General features: G+C 73.0%; 13 protein-coding genes and 1 pseudogene. 10 read left to right on the forward strand and 4 right to left on the reverse strand.

Annotated elements, in window-relative coordinates:
- Position 1 precedes the first annotated feature (1 nt).
- Positions 2-1,963, reverse strand: a complete 1,962-nt coding sequence (locus tag LG396_RS20425) for a glycosyltransferase family 2 protein (protein WP_225795861.1) — start codon at positions 1,961-1,963, stop codon at positions 2-4.
- Positions 1,964-2,142: 179 nt separating this feature from the next.
- Positions 2,143-2,487 carry a DUF3817 domain-containing protein gene (locus LG396_RS20430; RefSeq protein ID WP_018840040.1) on the reverse strand — a complete coding sequence of 115 codons (345 nt, stop codon included), beginning with the start codon at positions 2,485-2,487 and terminating at the stop codon, positions 2,143-2,145.
- 119 nt (positions 2,488-2,606) lie between these two features.
- On the opposite strand from LG396_RS20430, the gene LG396_RS20435 reads away from it, so the two are divergent.
- Genes LG396_RS20435 through LG396_RS20445 form a run of 3 tightly spaced genes read left to right on the forward strand, consistent with a single transcriptional unit; the run spans position 2,607 to position 4,610 of the window.
- Complete coding sequence (locus LG396_RS20435; RefSeq protein WP_078572989.1) at positions 2,607-3,245, forward strand: AIM24 family protein; 639 nt, start codon at positions 2,607-2,609, stop codon at positions 3,243-3,245.
- Position 3,246: 1 nt separating this feature from the next.
- The gene (locus tag LG396_RS20440; protein ID WP_018840038.1) at positions 3,247-3,897 is read left to right on the forward strand and encodes an AIM24 family protein; all 651 of its coding nucleotides are present in this window, start codon (positions 3,247-3,249) and stop codon (positions 3,895-3,897) included.
- Positions 3,894-4,610, forward strand: coding sequence for an AIM24 family protein (locus LG396_RS20445; protein WP_018840037.1), 717 nt, complete (start codon positions 3,894-3,896; stop codon positions 4,608-4,610). The genes LG396_RS20440 and LG396_RS20445 overlap by 4 nt, the downstream gene beginning before the upstream one ends.
- 73 nt (positions 4,611-4,683) lie before the next feature.
- Here LG396_RS20445 and meaB read toward each other — a convergent pair whose 3' ends face one another.
- Positions 4,684-5,646, reverse strand: coding sequence for a methylmalonyl Co-A mutase-associated GTPase MeaB (gene meaB, locus LG396_RS20450; protein ID WP_037730301.1), 963 nt, complete (start codon positions 5,644-5,646; stop codon positions 4,684-4,686).
- Positions 5,647-5,801: 155 nt separating this feature from the next.
- Positions 5,802-7,016 carry an acetyl-CoA C-acetyltransferase gene (locus LG396_RS20455; RefSeq protein WP_372483539.1) on the reverse strand — a complete coding sequence of 405 codons (1,215 nt, stop codon included), beginning with the start codon at positions 7,014-7,016 and terminating at the stop codon, positions 5,802-5,804.
- A 126-nt stretch (positions 7,017-7,142) separates the two neighbouring features.
- Here LG396_RS20455 and mce point away from each other — a divergent pair, with 126 nt between their 5' ends.
- The 7 genes and pseudogenes from mce to LG396_RS20490 all read left to right on the forward strand — a co-directional run bounded on the left by mce (position 7,143) and on the right by LG396_RS20490 (position 16,378).
- Positions 7,143-7,580: a methylmalonyl-CoA epimerase gene (gene mce, locus LG396_RS20460; RefSeq protein WP_027742121.1), complete on the forward strand. Its 438-nt coding sequence runs from the start codon at positions 7,143-7,145 to the stop codon at positions 7,578-7,580.
- 164 nt (positions 7,581-7,744) lie between these two features.
- Positions 7,745-11,119, forward strand: a complete 3,375-nt coding sequence (gene scy, locus LG396_RS20465; RefSeq protein ID WP_018851121.1) for a polarized growth protein Scy — start codon at positions 7,745-7,747, stop codon at positions 11,117-11,119.
- Positions 11,120-11,222: 103 nt separating this feature from the next.
- Positions 11,223-12,158: a coiled-coil domain-containing protein gene (locus LG396_RS20470; protein WP_018840032.1), complete on the forward strand. Its 936-nt coding sequence runs from the start codon at positions 11,223-11,225 to the stop codon at positions 12,156-12,158.
- A gap of 146 nt (positions 12,159-12,304) precedes the next feature.
- A complete protein-coding gene (locus tag LG396_RS20475; RefSeq protein ID WP_100298790.1) occupies positions 12,305-13,318 on the forward strand; it encodes an ABC transporter ATP-binding protein in 1,014 nt (337 codons plus the stop codon).
- Positions 13,319-13,323: 5 nt separating this feature from the next.
- Positions 13,324-14,103, forward strand: a complete 780-nt coding sequence (locus LG396_RS20480) for an ABC transporter permease (RefSeq protein ID WP_225795863.1) — start codon at positions 13,324-13,326, stop codon at positions 14,101-14,103.
- Between the two features lie 98 nt (positions 14,104-14,201).
- Positions 14,202-15,401 (forward strand): annotated as a pseudogene (locus LG396_RS20485) (ABC transporter ATP-binding protein); the annotation flags it as partial.
- Positions 15,401-16,378, forward strand: a complete 978-nt coding sequence (locus LG396_RS20490; protein WP_037753973.1) for an ABC transporter permease — start codon at positions 15,401-15,403, stop codon at positions 16,376-16,378. The pseudogene LG396_RS20485 and the gene LG396_RS20490, both read left to right, overlap by 1 nt.
- Positions 16,379-16,425: the final 47 nt, after the last annotated feature.

A 16,425-nucleotide genomic window follows, 5' to 3' on the forward strand; every position in this document is an offset into this window, starting at 1 on the left:
ATCAGCTCCCGCTCGTCGTCGCAGTGGTGGTCGCCGTGGTCGCCGTCGCGGCGGTGGCCGACGCACCAGCCGGTGCGGTGGCCGGCGCGTTGGCCGGTGCCGCCGGCGGCGCCGTCGCGGGTCCCGCCGCCGGCGCCGCGGGTGGGCCGGCGCCCGCGTCCTCGGCCGCCCTGGCGGGCTTCCACAGCCTCGTCCGCAGCCCCGTCCTCAGCCCCTTCGCCCGGCCGCGTACGGTAGCGGCGGCGGCCACGGCCGCCCGGCGCCGTACGTCCTCGCGCCGGTTGGCGTGGCGCACCTGCCAGTCGGACCACAGCCAGATCGCCGCGGGCGCGAGCGCGAGGCACACGCCGAGCACCGTCCAGGTGCGCATCGCGACGTGCGTGTGGCCCAGCACCACCGACGCCAGGAACGACACCGCGAGGAGCCCCGCCCAGAACAGGTGGATGCGGAACGTCGCCAGCCGGTCCGGGCTCGCGTCGCCGCCCTTGGGCGTCACCACGAACCGGCACGGCCGGCGCAGCACCGCCGCCTTGAACGACGTGAAGTAGATCGGCGCCGACATCGCCGACATCAGCATCCCGGCGAGGCCGCCGGAGCCCTCGGGCTCGTGCGGCGAGACGTTGTGCCGCCGGTTCCACAGGTACAGGCCGATCTGCAGGGCCGCCGCGTCGCTGTAGAGCATCAGCCAGATCGAGGCGGGCACCTGGGTGCCGGAGGAGCCGAGCCAGAGGAAGAGCGTGCAGCTCAGGGCGCCCAGGAACCAGGTGACCGCGGTCATCGGGTAATAGACGAGCATGAGCGAGTAGTTGAGGAGCCGCCGGACGGGGAAGCGCTTCCCGCCGCGCGCGTACTGGCCGATGAGCGTCTCGTACGTGCCGCGCGACCAGCGCAGCTGCTGGGTGAAGAAGTCGGTCCAGGAGCTGGGCCCCTCGCCGACGGCCAGCACGTCCGGGGTGTAGACCGACGACCAGTGCCGGCCGGTGGCCGGGTTGCGGGTGCGGTGCAGCTCGAAGCCGGTGGCCATGTCCTCGGTGATCGAGTCGTAGAGGCCGCCGACCTGCTTGAGCGCGGTGATGCGCACGGCGTTGTTCGTGCCGACGAACATCGGCGAGCCGGAGGCGTTGCCGGCGCGCTGGATCAGCGCGTGGAAGAGGTACTGCTGGCTCTCCGCGAACTTCGTGACGGCGGTGTCGTAGTTGCCGTACACCTGCGGGCCGACGACGAAGGCGACGTCCGGGTCGCGGAAGTAGCCGAGCATCCGCTCCAGGTAGTCGGGCAGCGGCACGTGGTCGGTGTCGACCGAGGCGAAGAAGTCGTAGCCGTCGCCGTACGCGGCCAGCCAGGAGTTGTAGTTGCCGTGCTTGGTCTTCGCCCGGTGGGGGCCCTCCTCGGCGTTCCACTGCGGCACGCCCTTGCGGCTGAAGTGCCGTACGCCCAGCTCGGCGCAGAGCGCCCGGGCCTCGGGGTCGTCGCCCTCGTCCAGCAGCCAGACGTCCAGCGGCCCGTCGTGCCGCAGCGCGACCGCGCCGGTGAGCGTGGCGCGCACCATGGCGATGGGTTCCTTGCCGGGCACGTACGTGGTGAGGAACGCGACCCGGGTGCCGGGCTCGGCGGTGACCGGGACCGGGTCGCGGGCGACCATCGTGGCGTGCGCGATCGAGATGACGTTGACCAGCCGGAACGACTCGATCAGGCCGATCGATATGAGCATCACGGCGTCCGCGGTGAGCAGCCACGGCGGGGCGCCGGTGCGCTCGGTCCAGTGCGAGGGCCAGACCAGGTAGAGCAGCAGCGCGCAGGACAGCACCGGCGCGAGCGCCATGAGCAGGACCGCCCGGACGCGGTGGGGCTCCCGGGAGAGCAGGCGCGTGTAGCGCACCCGGTAGGGGCGGGACGGATCGGGATCCGTCAGCGGCCCCGCGAGGCGGCTGAACTTCTCGTAGTCATAGCCTTCCGGCCGCACGATCCCTCCGCAGATCCGACAACGACGACATCTCCCACCAAAAGGGGAAATGGCCTACGTGTCGAACCGGGGAGGGCCGTGCGGGGGGTTCCGTCCCCCGCAGGGGTCGGACGGGGCGTCAGCCGGGGCCGCCGGCCGGCCGGTCGGGCACCCGGCGCCGAGCGCCCGGCTGGAGCCGGTCAGGCGCCGACGACTCCCTCGCGGCGGGCGCGGGCGGCGATGATCCCGGCCTCCACCTCGCGGCGCAGCTTGCGCTCGGCGACGAAGCCGCCGCCGGGCAGCACGGCGAGGACGAAGTACAGGGCGGCGCGCTTGGCCGGCCAGCGGGTGCGGTTCCAGGCGTCGGCGAGGAAGAGCACGTACCCGATGAAGAGCAGCCCGTGGATCATGCCCATGACCGGGACCGCGTCGAAGTCCGTCGTCCGCTTGAGCACGGAGGACACGAGCAGCAGGAGGAAGGAGACCGCTTCGGGGGCGGAGATCAGCCGGAGCCGGCGGAGGGCGGATGCGGTGTCGATGTCCACGGGAAAGCCTTCGGTTCGTCCGGATTCCGGGGGATCTCCCCGGGCAAACTGGACCCCATTGTGTCAGCCGCCCATACCCGGCCTTCCGGGAGGGGTGGCCGAGCCGCTAGCGTCGCCCCGTGGCTCAGTTTCGACTGCAAGGCAGCAAGGTGCTGGCCGTGGACATGGCCGGCGACGCGGTGAAGGCGAAGAACGGCTCGATGGTCGCCTATGACGGCCAGATGGCGTTCAAGAAGCTCACGGGGGGCGGCGAGGGGATTCGGGGGATGGTGACGCGCCGGCTGACCGGCGAGCAGATGGAGCTCATGGAGGTGAAGGGGCAGGGCACCTGCTACTTCGCCGACCGGGCCAGCGTGATCAATCTGGTCGGCCTCCAGGCCGACAAGCTGTACGTGGAATCGAGCAACCTGCTGGCGACCGACGGCGGGCTGAAGACGGGGACGAGCTTCACGGGGATGCGCGGCGCCAGCACCGGCACCGGCCTCTTCACCACCACGGTGGAGGGCACGGGGCAGGTGGCCGTCATGTCGGACGGCCCCGCGGTGGTGCTGCGGGTGACGCCGGCCACGCCGCTGGTCGTCGACCCCGGCGCGTACGTCGCCCACACCGGCCAGGTGCAGCAGCACTTCCAGTCCGGCGCGACCTTCCGCACCCTCATAGGCGAGGGCGGCGGCGAGGGGTTCCAGATCCGCTTCGAGGGCGACGGGCTGGTCTACGTGCAGCCCAGCGAGCGCAACACCGTGGGGGGCCAGGTCTGACATGCCGTTCCGCATGCTCAATTCGAAGATCGCCGAGGCGCAGGTGCTGCCCGGCCAGACGATGTACAGCCAGCGCGGGTCGATGCTCGCGTACACCGGGCAGGTCAGCTTCACGCCCAACATCCAGGGCGGCCAGGGCGGGCTCACGTCGATGATCGGCCGCCGGGTCGCGAACGAGGCGACGCCGCTGATGACCGTCGAGGGCTCGGGCACGGTGATGTTCGGCCACGGCGGCCACGAAGTGCACGTGATCGAGATGGCCGGCGACACCCTCTACGTGGAGGCCGACCGGCTGCTCGCCTTCGACGGCTCGCTGCAGCAGGGCACGATGTTCATGGGCTCGCAGGGCGGCGTCATGGGCATGGTCCGCGGCCAGGTCACCGGACAGGGCCTGTTCACCACCACACTGGCCGGCCACGGCGCGGCGGCGGTGATGGCCCACGGCGGCGTCCTGGAACTGCCGATCACGCCGCAGCGGCCGGTGCACGTCGACCCGCAGGCGTACGTCGCCCACCGCGGCCAGGTGCAGAACAAGCTCTCCACCGCGCTCGGCTGGCGCGACATGGTGGGGCGCGGCTCCGGCGAGGCCTTCCAGCTGGAGCTGTCGGGCAACGGCACGGTGTACGTGCAGGCATCGGAGGAGAAGCTGTGACCGCCGGACCCGTCGTCCACGACGTGAACACGCTGCCGCGCAACGACAACGTCCACCCGTACGCCTTCAGCGTCGCGCTCAACGGGCAGTGGTTCCTGCAGAAGGGGAAGATGATCGCCTACTACGGGCAGATCTCCTTCGAGGGCGTCGGCCACGGGGCGTTCGACGGCCTGGTCGCCGGCAGCTTCCACTCGCCGCTGCACGCCGCGGACTGGGTGGTGGCGAACGGCAACGGCATGATGGTGCTCGCCGACCGGGCGTTCGACGTCAACTCCTTCGACCTGGACGACGGCAACCTCACGATCCGCTCGGGGAACCTGCTGGCGTTCGAGCCGGGGCTGGAACTGAAGCAGTCGATCGTGCCGGGCTTCCTGACGCTGATCGGCACGGGCAAGTTCGTCGCCGTCTCCAACGGCGCCGTCGTCTTCGTCGAGCCGCCGATCCGGGTCGACCCGCAGGCGCTGGTGGGGTGGGCCGACTGCCCCTCGCCGTGCCACCACTACGACCACGGCTACATGCAGGGCTTCCTCGGCGGCATCCGCGCGATGACCGGTATCGGCGGCGCGTCCGGCGAGGAGCACCAGTTCCAGTTCACGGGCGCCGGGCAGGTGCTGCTGCAGTCGACGGAGACGATGCAGGCGGGGCTGGCGACCGGCGCCGTGCCGCACCAGCAGGGCGTGCCGGGCGGCACCCCCGCGGGGTACGGCAGGTAAGCGCGCGGCGGGCGGCGTACGGGCCGGGCCCCGGTCCGTACGCCCCGGCCCCCTGCCCGCGGCCCCGCCGGCGTCAGCCGGCCGTGAGTCCTTCGAGGAGTTCGTCGGCCGCGGCGTACGGGTCCAGCTCCCCCGCGGTGATCCGCTCCGCCAGCGCCGACAGCCGGCGGTCGCCGTGCAGGTCCGCCATGCGCTCGCGCAGCGCCGTCACCGCGATCGTCTCGACCTCCCCGGCCGCCCGGCGCAGCCGGCGCGCGGCGAGTACGCCGTGCTCCTCCATCCACGCCCGGTGCTTCTCCAGCGCCTCCACGACCTCGTCGGTGCCCTCGTCGCGGGCGGCGACGGTCTTGACGATGGGCGGGCGCCAGTCGCCGGGGGCGCGGGCCTCGCCGAGGCCGAGCATGTGGTTCAGCTCGCGGGCGGTGGCGTCGGCGCCGTCGCGGTCGGCCTTGTTGACCACGTACACGTCGCCGATCTCCAGGATCCCGGCCTTGGCCGCCTGGATGCCGTCGCCCATGCCGGGCGCCAGCAGCACCACGCAGGTGTCGGCCTGCCCGGCGATGTCCACCTCCGACTGCCCCACGCCGACGGTCTCCACCAGCACCACGTCGCAGCCGGCGGCGTCCAGCACCCGGATCGCCTGCGGCGCGGACCAGGCCAGCCCGCCGAGGTGGCCGCGGGTGGCCATGGAGCGGATGTAGACGCCGGGGTCGGAGGCGTGCTCGCCCATCCGGACCCGGTCGCCGAGCAGCGCGCCGCCGGAGAACGGCGAGGAGGGGTCGACGGCCAGCACGCCGACCCGCTTGCCGCGCTTGCGGTACGCGGTGACCAGCGCGGAGGTGGACGTGGACTTGCCGACGCCGGGGGCGCCGGTGAGCCCGACGACGTAGGCCCGGCCGGCGAGCGGGGCGAGGGCGGCCATCACCTCGCGCAGGTGCGGCGACGCGCCCTCGACCAGGGTGATGAGCCGGGCGACGGCCCGCGGGCCGCCCTCGCGGGCGGCGGCCACGAGCGCGGCTACGTCTGGGGCTGGCATGTGTGATCGCTCCTTGCGTCCGTCCGGGGCTGTCTCCCCGGCTCCGTCCCCTGCCCAAACCGGGCCGCCGCCCCGGCACCCGCGCGCCGGCGGCGCGGGGCCCCGGGGGGGCGGCGTACGGCACCGGCCGTCAGGCCGCCGGCGCCCGCGGGCCGTCAGGCCTCCGGCACCCGCACCACCAGCGCGTCGCCCTGGCCGCCGCCCCCGCACAGGGCCGCCGCGCCGACGCCGCCGCCGCGGCGCTTCAGTTCGAGGGCGAGGTGGAGGACGAGCCGGGCGCCCGACATCCCGATCGGGTGACCCAGCGCGATGGCGCCGCCGTTGACGTTCACCTTTTCGGGGGTGACGCCGAGGTCCTTCATGGACTGCACGGCGACCGCGGCGAAGGCCTCGTTGATCTCGATGAGGTCGAGGTCGCCGACGTCGATGCCCTCCTTCTTCAGGGCGTGCAGGATCGCGTTCGAGGGCTGGGACTGCAGGGAGTTGTCCGGGCCCGCGACGTTCCCGTGGGCCCCGATCTCGGCCAGCCAGGTCAGCCCCAGCTCCTCGGCCTTGGTCCGGCTCATCACGACCACGGCGGCGGCGCCGTCGGAGATCTGGGAGGCGGAGCCGGCGGTGATCGTGCCGTCGGGCGCGAAGGCGGGGCGCAGCCCGGCCAGCCCCTCGGCGGTGGTGCCGGGGCGGATGCCCTCGTCGGTGTCGACGACGACGGTCACGCCCCTGCCCCTGGGCACCTCGACGGGGGTGATCTCCTCGGCGAAGACGCCGCGGGCCTGCGCGGCGGCGGCCCGCTGGTGGGAGGCGGCGGCGAAGGCGTCCTGCGGCTCGCGGGCGATGCCGAGGCGGGTGTTGTGCTTCTCGGTGGACTCGCCCATGGCGATGCCCTCGAAGGAGTCGGTGAGCCCGTCGTGCGCCATGGAGTCGAGCATCTCCACGGCGCCGTACTTCACGCCCTCGCGGGACTTCGGCAGCAGGTGCGGGGCGTTGGTCATGGACTCCTGGCCGCCGGCGACGACGATGTCGAACTCGCCGGCGCGGATGAGCTGGTCGGCCAGCGCGATGGCGTCGAGACCCGAGAGGCAGACCTTGTTCACGGTCAGCGCGGGCACGCTCATCGGGATGCCCGCCTTGACCGCGGCCTGCCGCGCCGGGATCTGCCCGGCCCCGGCCTGGAGGACCTGCCCCATGATCACGTACTCCACCTGGGCGGGCGCGACGCCCGCACGCGCCAGTGCCGCCTCGATGGCGAAGCCGCCCAGATCCGCGCCGGAGAACGGCTTGAGGGAGCCCAGGAGGCGTCCCATGGGGGTACGGGCGCCCGCGACGATCACCGATGTGCTGCCTGACGTGCCACTACCAGTCATGCGCATCCCCTTCGGGGAGAAGTGAATGAGGGTTAACTTCAGCGTAGTGAGCGGTACGTGCCCGGGTCACGGTTCGTTCGGTGTGACCGTGCGCACGTTGCGTAACCTCCCGGGCGGCGGTGGACTGTGCGCATGCTGACGCGTATCGACCACATCGGAATCGCCTGTCATGACCTTGACGCAACCGTGGAGTTCTACCGCGCCACCTACGGCTTCGAGGTGTTCCACACCGAGGTCAACGAGGAGCAAGGGGTCCGCGAAGCCATGTTGAAGATCAACGAGACGTCCGACGGCGGCGCCTCGTACCTGCAGCTCCTCGAACCGGTCCGGGAGGACTCGGCGGTGGGCAAGTGGCTGGCCAGGAACGGCGAGGGGGTCCACCACATCGCCTTCGGCACCGCGGACGTCGACGGCGACGCCGACGCCATCCGCGACAAGGGCGTACGCGTCCTGTACGACGAGCCGCGGCGCGGCTCGATGGGCTCGCGGATCACCTTCCTGCACCCGAAGGACTGCCACGGCGTACTGACAGAATTGGTCACTTCCGCATCGGCCACGGGCGCACACTGACCTTTGATTCCCATGGCCGGTAGAGTGCAGGGGGCCGCCCGCGTCCTGGGCGGCCCGATCATCTGACACCATCGGTACCAGCACACGAACAGCCAACGAAACGCAGCACGTCATCGCCATTGCCAGCAACGCAGAAACGACCCGGGGACGGATGGGACCGCGCAGTGCGGGGCTACGACCGCTACGAGCCTGACGCCGTGATGGACGGGCTCTCGCAGTTCGAGGCCGAGATCGAGCGGCTGAAGAAGGAGCGGGAGAAGGCCGTCCAGCACGCCGAGGACCTCGGCTACCAGGTCGAGGTGCTGCGCGCCAAGCTGCACGAGGCGCGCCGCGGACTCGGCGCCCGCAACTCCTTCGACAGCGCCTCGCACCAGGCCGAGCAGTTGCTCCGCAACGCCCAGGCCCAGGCCGACCAGTTGCGCGCCGACGTCGAGCGGGAGCTGCGCGAGAGCCGCGCCCAGGCGCAGCGGCTGCTGCAGGAGCACGCCGAGCGCCAGGCCCGGATGGAGGCCGACCTGCACGCCGAGGCGATCGCCCGGCGGCAGCGGCTGGACGAGGAGCTGGCGGAGCGCCGCACCACCGTCGAGACCCACGTCAACGAGAACGTCGCCTGGGCCGAGCAGCTGCGCTCCCGTACCGAGGCGCAGGCCCGCCGGCTCATGGACGAGACCAGGACCGAGGCGGACCGGCTCGTGGCCGCCGCCCGGGCCGAGGCGCAGCGCCAGTCGGAGCAGACCCGCCAGCGGGTCGGCAGCGAGGCGGAGGCCGCCCGGGCGGAGGCCGACGACCTGCTGCGGCGGGCCCGCGCCGACGCCGAGCGGCTGCTGAACGCCGCGTCCACCCAGGCGCAGGAGGCCACCAGCCACGCCGAGCAGCTGCGCAGCTCCTCGGCCGGGGAGGCGGAGGAGGCGCGCCGGGAGGCGACGGACGCGCAGCGCCGGGCCGAGGAGAAGCTCGCGGAGGCCGAGACCGCGCTGCGTGCCGCGCGCACCGAGGCGGACCGGCTGGTGGCGCAGGCCGAGGAGGCGGCGACCAAGAAGATCGCCGAGACCGAGGCGGGCGCCGACCAGCGGATGCGCACCACGCGCAACGAGATCGCGCGGCTGGTCGGCGAGGCCACCAAGGAGGCCGAGGCGATCAAGGCGGAGGCCGAGCAGGTGCGGGCCGACGCCCGTACGCAGGCCGAGGCCCTGGTCGCGGAGGCCGAGGAGACGGCCCGTACGCGCTCCGCCGAGGACAGCGCGAACGCCATCGCCAAGGCCGCCAAGACCGCCGAGGACGTGCTCAACAAGGCGTCCAAGCAGGCCGAGGACACCACCGCGGCCGCCGGCGAGGAGGCCGACCGGATCCGCCGCGAGGCGGAGGCGGAGGCCGCGCGGCTGCGGGACGAGGCCGCCGCGGCGGCCGAGCAGCTCAAGGGCGCGGCCAAGGACGACACCGAGGAGTTCCGGGCCAAGACGGTCGAGCTGCAGGGCGAGGCCCGGCGGCTGCGCGACGAGGCCGAGCAGCTGCGCGCGGAGGCCACCGCCGAGGGCGAGCGGATCCGCGGCGAGGCCCGCCGGGACGCCGTCGCGCAGATCGAGGAGGCGGCGAAGTCCGCCGAGGAGCTGCTCGCGAAGGCCGGCACGGACGCCGAGGAGCTGCGCGAGACCGCAACGGCCGAGGGCGAGCGGGTGCGCGGCGAGGCCGCGGAGCGGGCCGCGACGCTGCGCGAGCGGGCCGAGGAGGCGCTCGCCAAGGCCCGTGCCGAGGCGGACGAGCTGCGTGCCGAGGCCGAGGCCCAGGCGGAGAAGATCGCCGAGGCCGCGGCGGAGGCGGCGCGCAAGACCCGTACGGAGGCCGACGAGGCCGTCACCGCCCGCCGCGCCGAGGTGCAGACGGAGCTGGACCGGCTCCAGCAGGAGGCGGCGGGCCGGGTCACGGCCGCCGACGAGGCGCTGGCCGGGGCCCGCGGCGAGGCGGAGCGGATCCGCCGGGAGGCCGCGGAGGAGACCGAGCGGCTGCGCGCGGAGGCCGCGGAGCGGCTGCGCACGCTCCAGCAGCAGGCGCAGGCCGAGGCGACCCGGATGCGCGAGGAGGCGGCCGCCGAGACGGCCGGGACGCGCGCCGAGGCCGAGGCGGCCGCCCAGCGGCTGCACGAGGACGCCACGGGCGAGTCCGAGCGGCTGCGCCGCGAGGCCCAGGAGGCGGCCGACCGGATCCGCACCGAGGCGTCCGCGGCCGCGGAGCGGCTGGCGGCGGAGGCGCAGGAGGCGCTGAGCGCCGCGCAGGAGGAGGCCGCGCGCCGGCGGCGCGAGGCCGAGGAGCTGCTGACCGCGGCCCGCGGCGAGGCCGAGCGGGAGCGGACGCAGGCCACCCGGCAGGCGGAGGAGCTGCTGGCCTCGGCGCGGAAGCGGGTCGAGGAGGCGCAGGCCGAGGCGGCCCGGGTCACCGAGGAGTCGGAGCGCCGGGCGCGCGAGCTGGTGGCCGCGGCGGAGCAGACGGCCCAGCAGGTACGGGACTCGGTCAGCGAGTTGCGCGGGCAGGCCGACGAGGAGATCGCGGGGCTGCGCTCGGCCGCGGAGCACGCCGCGGCGACGCTGCGCCGGGAGACCAGGGAAGAGACGGACGCCGCCAAGGAGTTGGCGGAGTCGGCCGTCAACGACGCGCTAGCAGAGGCAGAGCGCCTGCGTACCGAGGCCGAACGGGTCCGGGACGAGTCCCGCGCCGACGCCGCGAAGCGCCGTGCGGAGGCCGCGGAACAGGCCGACAAGCTGGTCGAGAAGGCGCACGACGAGGCGACCCGGGCCACCGCCGCGGCCGAGGAGCAGGCCGACGTGATGGTCGCCGCCGCCCGCAAGGAATCCGATCGGCTGGTGCGCGGCGCCACGTCGGAGGCGAGCGGTCTGGTGGAGAAGGCCCGCGCGGACGCCGACCGGATGCTGGAGGAGGCCCGCCGGGACTCCCAGGCGATCCGCGAGCGCGCCGAGGAGTTGCGTACGCGCACGGAGGCCGAGACCGACGCCCTGCACGACCGCGCGCGGCGCGAGGCCGCGGAGGCCACCAAGGCCGCCGGCGAGCGCGTGGACAAGCTGGTCGCCGCAGCTCACGAGCAGCTCAACTCGGCCGAGACACGCGCGGGGCAGCTGCTCACCGACGCCAAGAGCGAGGCGGACAAGGTCCGTATCGCCGCGGTGAAGAAGGCGGAGGGGCTGCTCAAGGAGGCCGAGCAGAAGCAGGCCGAGGCGTTCGACGCGGCCGAGCGGACGAAGGCCGAGGCGCGTGCCGAGGCCAAGCGGATGGTCGACGAGGGCGGCCGCGAGCTGGAGTTGATCACCCGCAGACGCGAGGACATCAACGCGGAGATCTCCCGCGTGCAGGACGTCCTCGAAGCCCTGGAGTCCTTCGAGAACCCCGGTACCCTCGCGGCGAACGGCAAGGACGCCAAGGACGGCAAGAACAGCCAGGTCAGCAAGGGGAAGGACGGCGGGGGCAAGGCCCCCGCCGCCGCCGCGGCCCGCTCGGGGGGCAAACAGTCCGGTGGCAGACCACTCGATTGAGCGGACATTCTCCAGATCAAACCTGGATTGACGCTGTGACACGCCGTCAGCACCCCTAGGATTCCCCTTATCACCTCACTCGGTCTCTTTCGACAGGAACCCCATGAGCGACACTGCCAACCCCTTCGGTTTCGAGTTCGCAAGGCGCGGATACGACCGCGAGCAGGTGGACGAACGGATCACCAAGCTCGTAGCCGACCGCGACAGTGCCCTCTCGCGCATCACCTCCCTTGAGAAGCGGATCGAGGAGCTGCACCTCGAGACGCAGAACGCACAGGCGCAGATCGCCGACTCCGAGCCGTCGTACGCCGGCCTCGGTGCCCGGGTGGAGAAGATCCTGCGGCTCGCCGAGGAAGAGGCCAAGGACCTGCGCGAGGAGGCCCGCCGCGCCGCCGACCAGCACCGCGAGCTGGCCGAGTCGGCCGCGCAGCAGGTGCGCAACGACGCCGAGTCGTTCGCCGCCGAGCGCAAGGCGAAGGCCGAGGACGAGGGCGCCCGGATCGTCGAGAAGGCGAAGGGCGAGGCCAGCGGTCTGCGTGCCGAGGCGCAGAAGGATGCCCAGTCCAAGCGCGAGGAGGCGGACACCCTCTTCGAGGAGACCCGCGCCAAGGCCGCCCAGGCCGCCGCGGACTTCGAGACCAACCTCGCCAAGCGCCGCGAGCAGTCCGAGCGCGACCTCGCCTCCCGCCAGGCCAAGGCCGAGAAGCGCCTCGCCGAGATCGAGCACCGCGCCGAGCAGCTGCGCCTGGAGGCCGAGAAGCTGCGTACCGACGCCGAGCGCCGCGCCCGGCAGACGGTGGAGACCGCGCAGCGCCAGTCCGAGGACATCGTGGCGGACGCGAACGCCAAGGCCGAGCGGATCCGCAGCGAGTCCGAGCGCGAGCTGGCGGCGCTCACCAACCGCCGCGACAGCATCAACGCCCAGCTCACCAACGTCCGCGAGATGCTGGCGACGCTGACCGGCGCGCAGGTCGCCGCCCAGGGGGGCACCGACGAGGTCGAGGACAAGCCGGGCGTGCCCGCCCAGCAGTCCCGCTGAGGCCGCGGCGGCCGGGCGGATGACCGCCGCCCGGCCGTGCGGTACGTCTCCGGCGCCCTCCGCCCCCGCGACGGAGGGCGCCAATCCGGTTGTGTCGATTGGTCCCAGGAGATGCGTTCGATGACCTCCCCGCCTAGGGTTAGCCCATGATCGAACTGGAGGGGCTCACCAAGCGGTACGGCGACAAGCTCGCCGTGGACCACCTGACCTTCCAGGTGCGGCCCGGCATGATCACCGGATTCCTGGGGCCCAACGGCGCCGGCAAGTCGACGACGATGCGCATGATGCTCGACCTCGACAACCCCACCTCCGGGTCGGTGCGCATCGACGGCAAGCACTACCGCGAGCTGTCGGAGCCGCTGAAGTACATCGGCGCCCTGCTGGACGCGAAGAACATGCACGGCGGCCGCAGCGCGTACAACAACCTGCTGTGCCTGGCCCAGAGCAACCGCATCCCGGCCGCCCGGGTGAGCGAGGTGCTGGACACCGTCGGCCTGACGGCGGTGGCGAAGAAGAAGTCCAAGGGCTTCTCGCTCGGCATGGGCCAGCGCCTCGGCATCGCGTACGCGCTGCTGGGCGACCCCGAGATCCTGATGTTCGACGAGCCGGTCAACGGGCTCGACCCCGAGGGCATCCACTGGATCCGCAACCTGATGAAGAGCCTGGCCGCCCAGGGCCGCACGGTCTTCGTCTCCAGCCACCTGATGAGCGAGATGGCGCTCACCGCCGACCACCTCATCGTCATCGGCCAGGGCAAGCTGCTCGCGGACACCTCGATGGCCGGCTTCATCCGGGAGAACTCGCGGTCGTACGTGCGCGTGCGCACCCCGCAGCCCGAGCAGTTCAAGGACGCCGCCAGCGCCGCGGGCATGGCCGTCTCCCTGCGGGGCGACGGCGCGTTCGAGATCGAGGGCGCCGACATGGCGGAGCCGGTCGGCGAGCTGGCCGCACAGCACCGGGTGACGCTGCACGAGCTGAGCCCGCAACAGGCCTCCCTGGAGGAGGCGTTCATGCAGATGACCGCCCAGGCGGTCGAGTACCACGCGCACGATCTGAGCGACCCGAACGCCGCCGCCGCGGCGGCGGGGGCCGTGCCGGGCGCGCCGCCGGCGGCGCAGGCACCGCCCCCGCCGGGTCCGCAGTGGGGCAAGGGAGACTGACGGCCATGGCAGCACCCTCGGCAGTGCTCAAGTCGGAGTGGACCAAGGTCCGCACGGTCAGCTCCACGATGTGGACGCTGGCCGCCGCGCTGGTCCTCACCGCCGCGGTGGGCGCGCTCCTGTCCGGCGTCATGAACGCCACGTTCGACGACCTCTCCGAGGCCGAGCGACTCACCTTCGACCCCACCCTGGTCAGCTTCTTCGGCATGATGCTCGGCCAGCTCGCGATGGTCGTCTTCGGCGTCCTCGTGATCAGCACGGAGTACAGCTCCGGCATGATCAAGACCTCGCTGGCCGCGGTGCCCCAGCGCGCCACGTTCTACGTCTCGAAGGTCGCGGTCGCCACGCTGCTCGCCCTGATCGTCGGACTGCTCACCAGCTTCCTCACGTTCTTCCTCGGTCAGTCGCTGCTCGGCGACCACAAGGCGTCGATCGGCGACGAGAACGTGCTGCGGGCGGTCATCGGCGCCGGGCTGTACATGGCCGTGATCGCGATGTTCTCCATGGGCGTCGCCGCGATGCTGCGCAGCACGGTGCTCTCGCTCGGCCTGCTGATGGCGTTCTTCTTCCTGATCTCCTCGATCCTGGCGGGCGTCCCGGCCACCAGGGACGTCGCTCGCTACCTGCCGGACCAGGCGGGCTCGCGCGTCATGCAGGTGGTGCCCGGCGCGCTGAACAGCGACGAGACGCCGTACGGGCCGTGGGGCGGCTTCGGCATCATGTGCGCGTGGACGGCGGTGGCGCTGATCGGCGGGTACATCGTGCTGAAGAAGCGCGACGCCTGACGGCCTGCCCGCCGGGAACCGGAAGCGCACCGATAGCCTCTTAGCCTGAAGGGGGACGGGAAGTCGCGTGTGCCCCCGTGTCCGGCGCAGGGGGCCACATGATCGAAGCACAGGGTCTGACGAAGACCTACGGCGGGAAGACCGCCGTGTACAACCTTTCCTTCACCGTCCAGCCGGGCGTCATCACCGGCTTCGTGGGCCCCAACGGGGCGGGCAAGTCGACCACGATGCGCATGATCCTGGGCCTCGACGAGCCGACCGGCGGCACCGTCACCGTCGGCGGCCATCCGTACCGCAGGCTGCCCAACGCCCCCCGCCAGGTGGGCGCCCTGCTGGACGCCAAGGCGGTGCACGGCGGCCGCAGCGCCCGCAACCACCTGCGCTGCGTCGCCCAGCTCTCCGGCATCCCGCAGCGCCGCGTCGACGAGGTGCTCGACGTCGTGGGGCTGCGCGAGGTCGCCGGCCGCCGCTCCAAGGGCTTCTCGCTCGGCATGGGCCAGCGCCTCGGCATCGCCGGCGCGCTGCTCGGCGACCCGCAGATCCTGCTCTTCGACGAGCCGGTCAACGGCCTCGACCCCGAGGGCATCCTGTGGATCCGCAACCTGATGAAGAAGCTGGCGAGCGAGGGCCGGACCATCTTCGTCTCCAGCCACCTGATGAGCGAGATGGCGGTGACCGCCGACCACCTCATCGTCATCGGCCGCGGGCAGCTCATGGCCGACATGAGCGTGCGGGACTTCATCAACACGCATTCGGCGAGCTACGCGCGCGTCCGCGTCCCCGACGGGGAGCAGGCGGCGCGGGAGAAGCTGTCCGCCGCCCTCACCGAGCAGGGCGCGCACGTGCAGCCGGAGGACGACGGGGCGCTGCGGGTGGGCGGGATGCCACTGCCGCGGATCAGCGACCTGGCGCACGACGCGGGCATCCGGCTGTGGGAGCTGTCGCCGCACGAGGCGTCGCTGGAGGAGGCGTACATGCGGATGACGCAGGGCGCCGTGGACTACCGCTCCACCGCCGACCACCGCGCCGGCCTCCAGCAGGCGGGCCCGGTGCCCCCGCAGGGGTACGCGGCCCCGGGGCCCGGCTACGCGCCGCCCATGGGCGCTCCGGGGATGCCCCCGGCCGGCCCCGGCGTGCCGCAGCCCGGTCCGGGCGTGCCGGGCATGCCGCCGCCCGGCGTGCAGCCCGGCTACGCGCCGCCCCCGCCGCAGGGGTACGCCCCGCCGCCACCCCCGGCCGCGCCGCAGGCCCCGGCCGGCGCCGCCGCTCCCGCCCCGCGCGAAGGTGAGACCCGCCGATGAGCTACCCGCCGCAGCCCTCCGCCCCCGCCCCCGGCGCACCCCCGGTGCCCGGTGCCGCTCCCGGCCGGTTCCCCGGTGCCGGCCCCGGCCTCGCACCGCCGCCCGGCGCCCCCGCGGGCGGCGGCTACTCCTCGCCGATCCCGATCGTCAGGACGCACCTGGGCCACGCCTTCGCCTCCGAGTGGACCAAGATCCGCTCGGTGCGCTCGACGATGTGGACGCTGGGCATCATGCTCGTGCTCGTCGTCGGCGTGGGCTTCCTCATCGCGCTGGCGATGGCCACCGACGACTGGGTCGGCGCGCCGCTGCTCTCCGGCGGCCTCTTCGGCCTGATGCTCGGCCAGATCTGCATCGTGACGCTCGGCGTGCTGGTGATCACCTCCGAGTACGGCACGGGCATGATCCGTACCACGCTCACCGCCTCGCCGCAGCGCTGGCGGGTGCTGGCCGCCAAGGCCGTGGTGTTCTTCGTGCTCGCCTTCGTGCTCACCACCGCGGCGTGCGCGATCACGGCGCTGATCCACTCGTCGGTCCTCAGCGGCCAGACGGTGCCCGAGTACGAGGCCGGCGACCCGATGTTCAAGGACTCGGTCTCGGACAGCGGCGAGCTGATCGCCACCGGCGGCCAGTGGTTCGACGCCACCGTGGGCGCGGCGCTGTACGTGTCGCTGCTCGGCCTGCTCGCGCTGGCCGTGGGCGCGATCCTGCGGCACTCCGCGGGCGCCATCACCACGATGGTCGGCTTCATCCTGCTGCCGCTGATCATCGCGCTGTTCATGCAGGCGGAGAGCCTGCGGGACGTGCAGCGCAAGCTGATCGAGTACTCCCCGCTCAGCGGTCTCGCCTCGCTCTTCGGCATCCCGTTCTTCGACGACGCCGACATGGGCGGCTGGGGGCTGCTCGGCATGCTGGCCGCCGTCACCGGCGGGATGCTCCTGCTGGCGTTCGCGCTGCTGTCGAAGCGGGACGTCTAGGCGTACGCGGACGGCCCGGGGGCGCCTTCCCGTACGGGGTCCGTACG

It is taken from the genome of Streptomyces aculeolatus (assembly GCF_020400605.1).
Lineage (GTDB): Bacteria > Actinomycetota > Actinomycetes > Streptomycetales > Streptomycetaceae > Streptomyces > Streptomyces aculeolatus.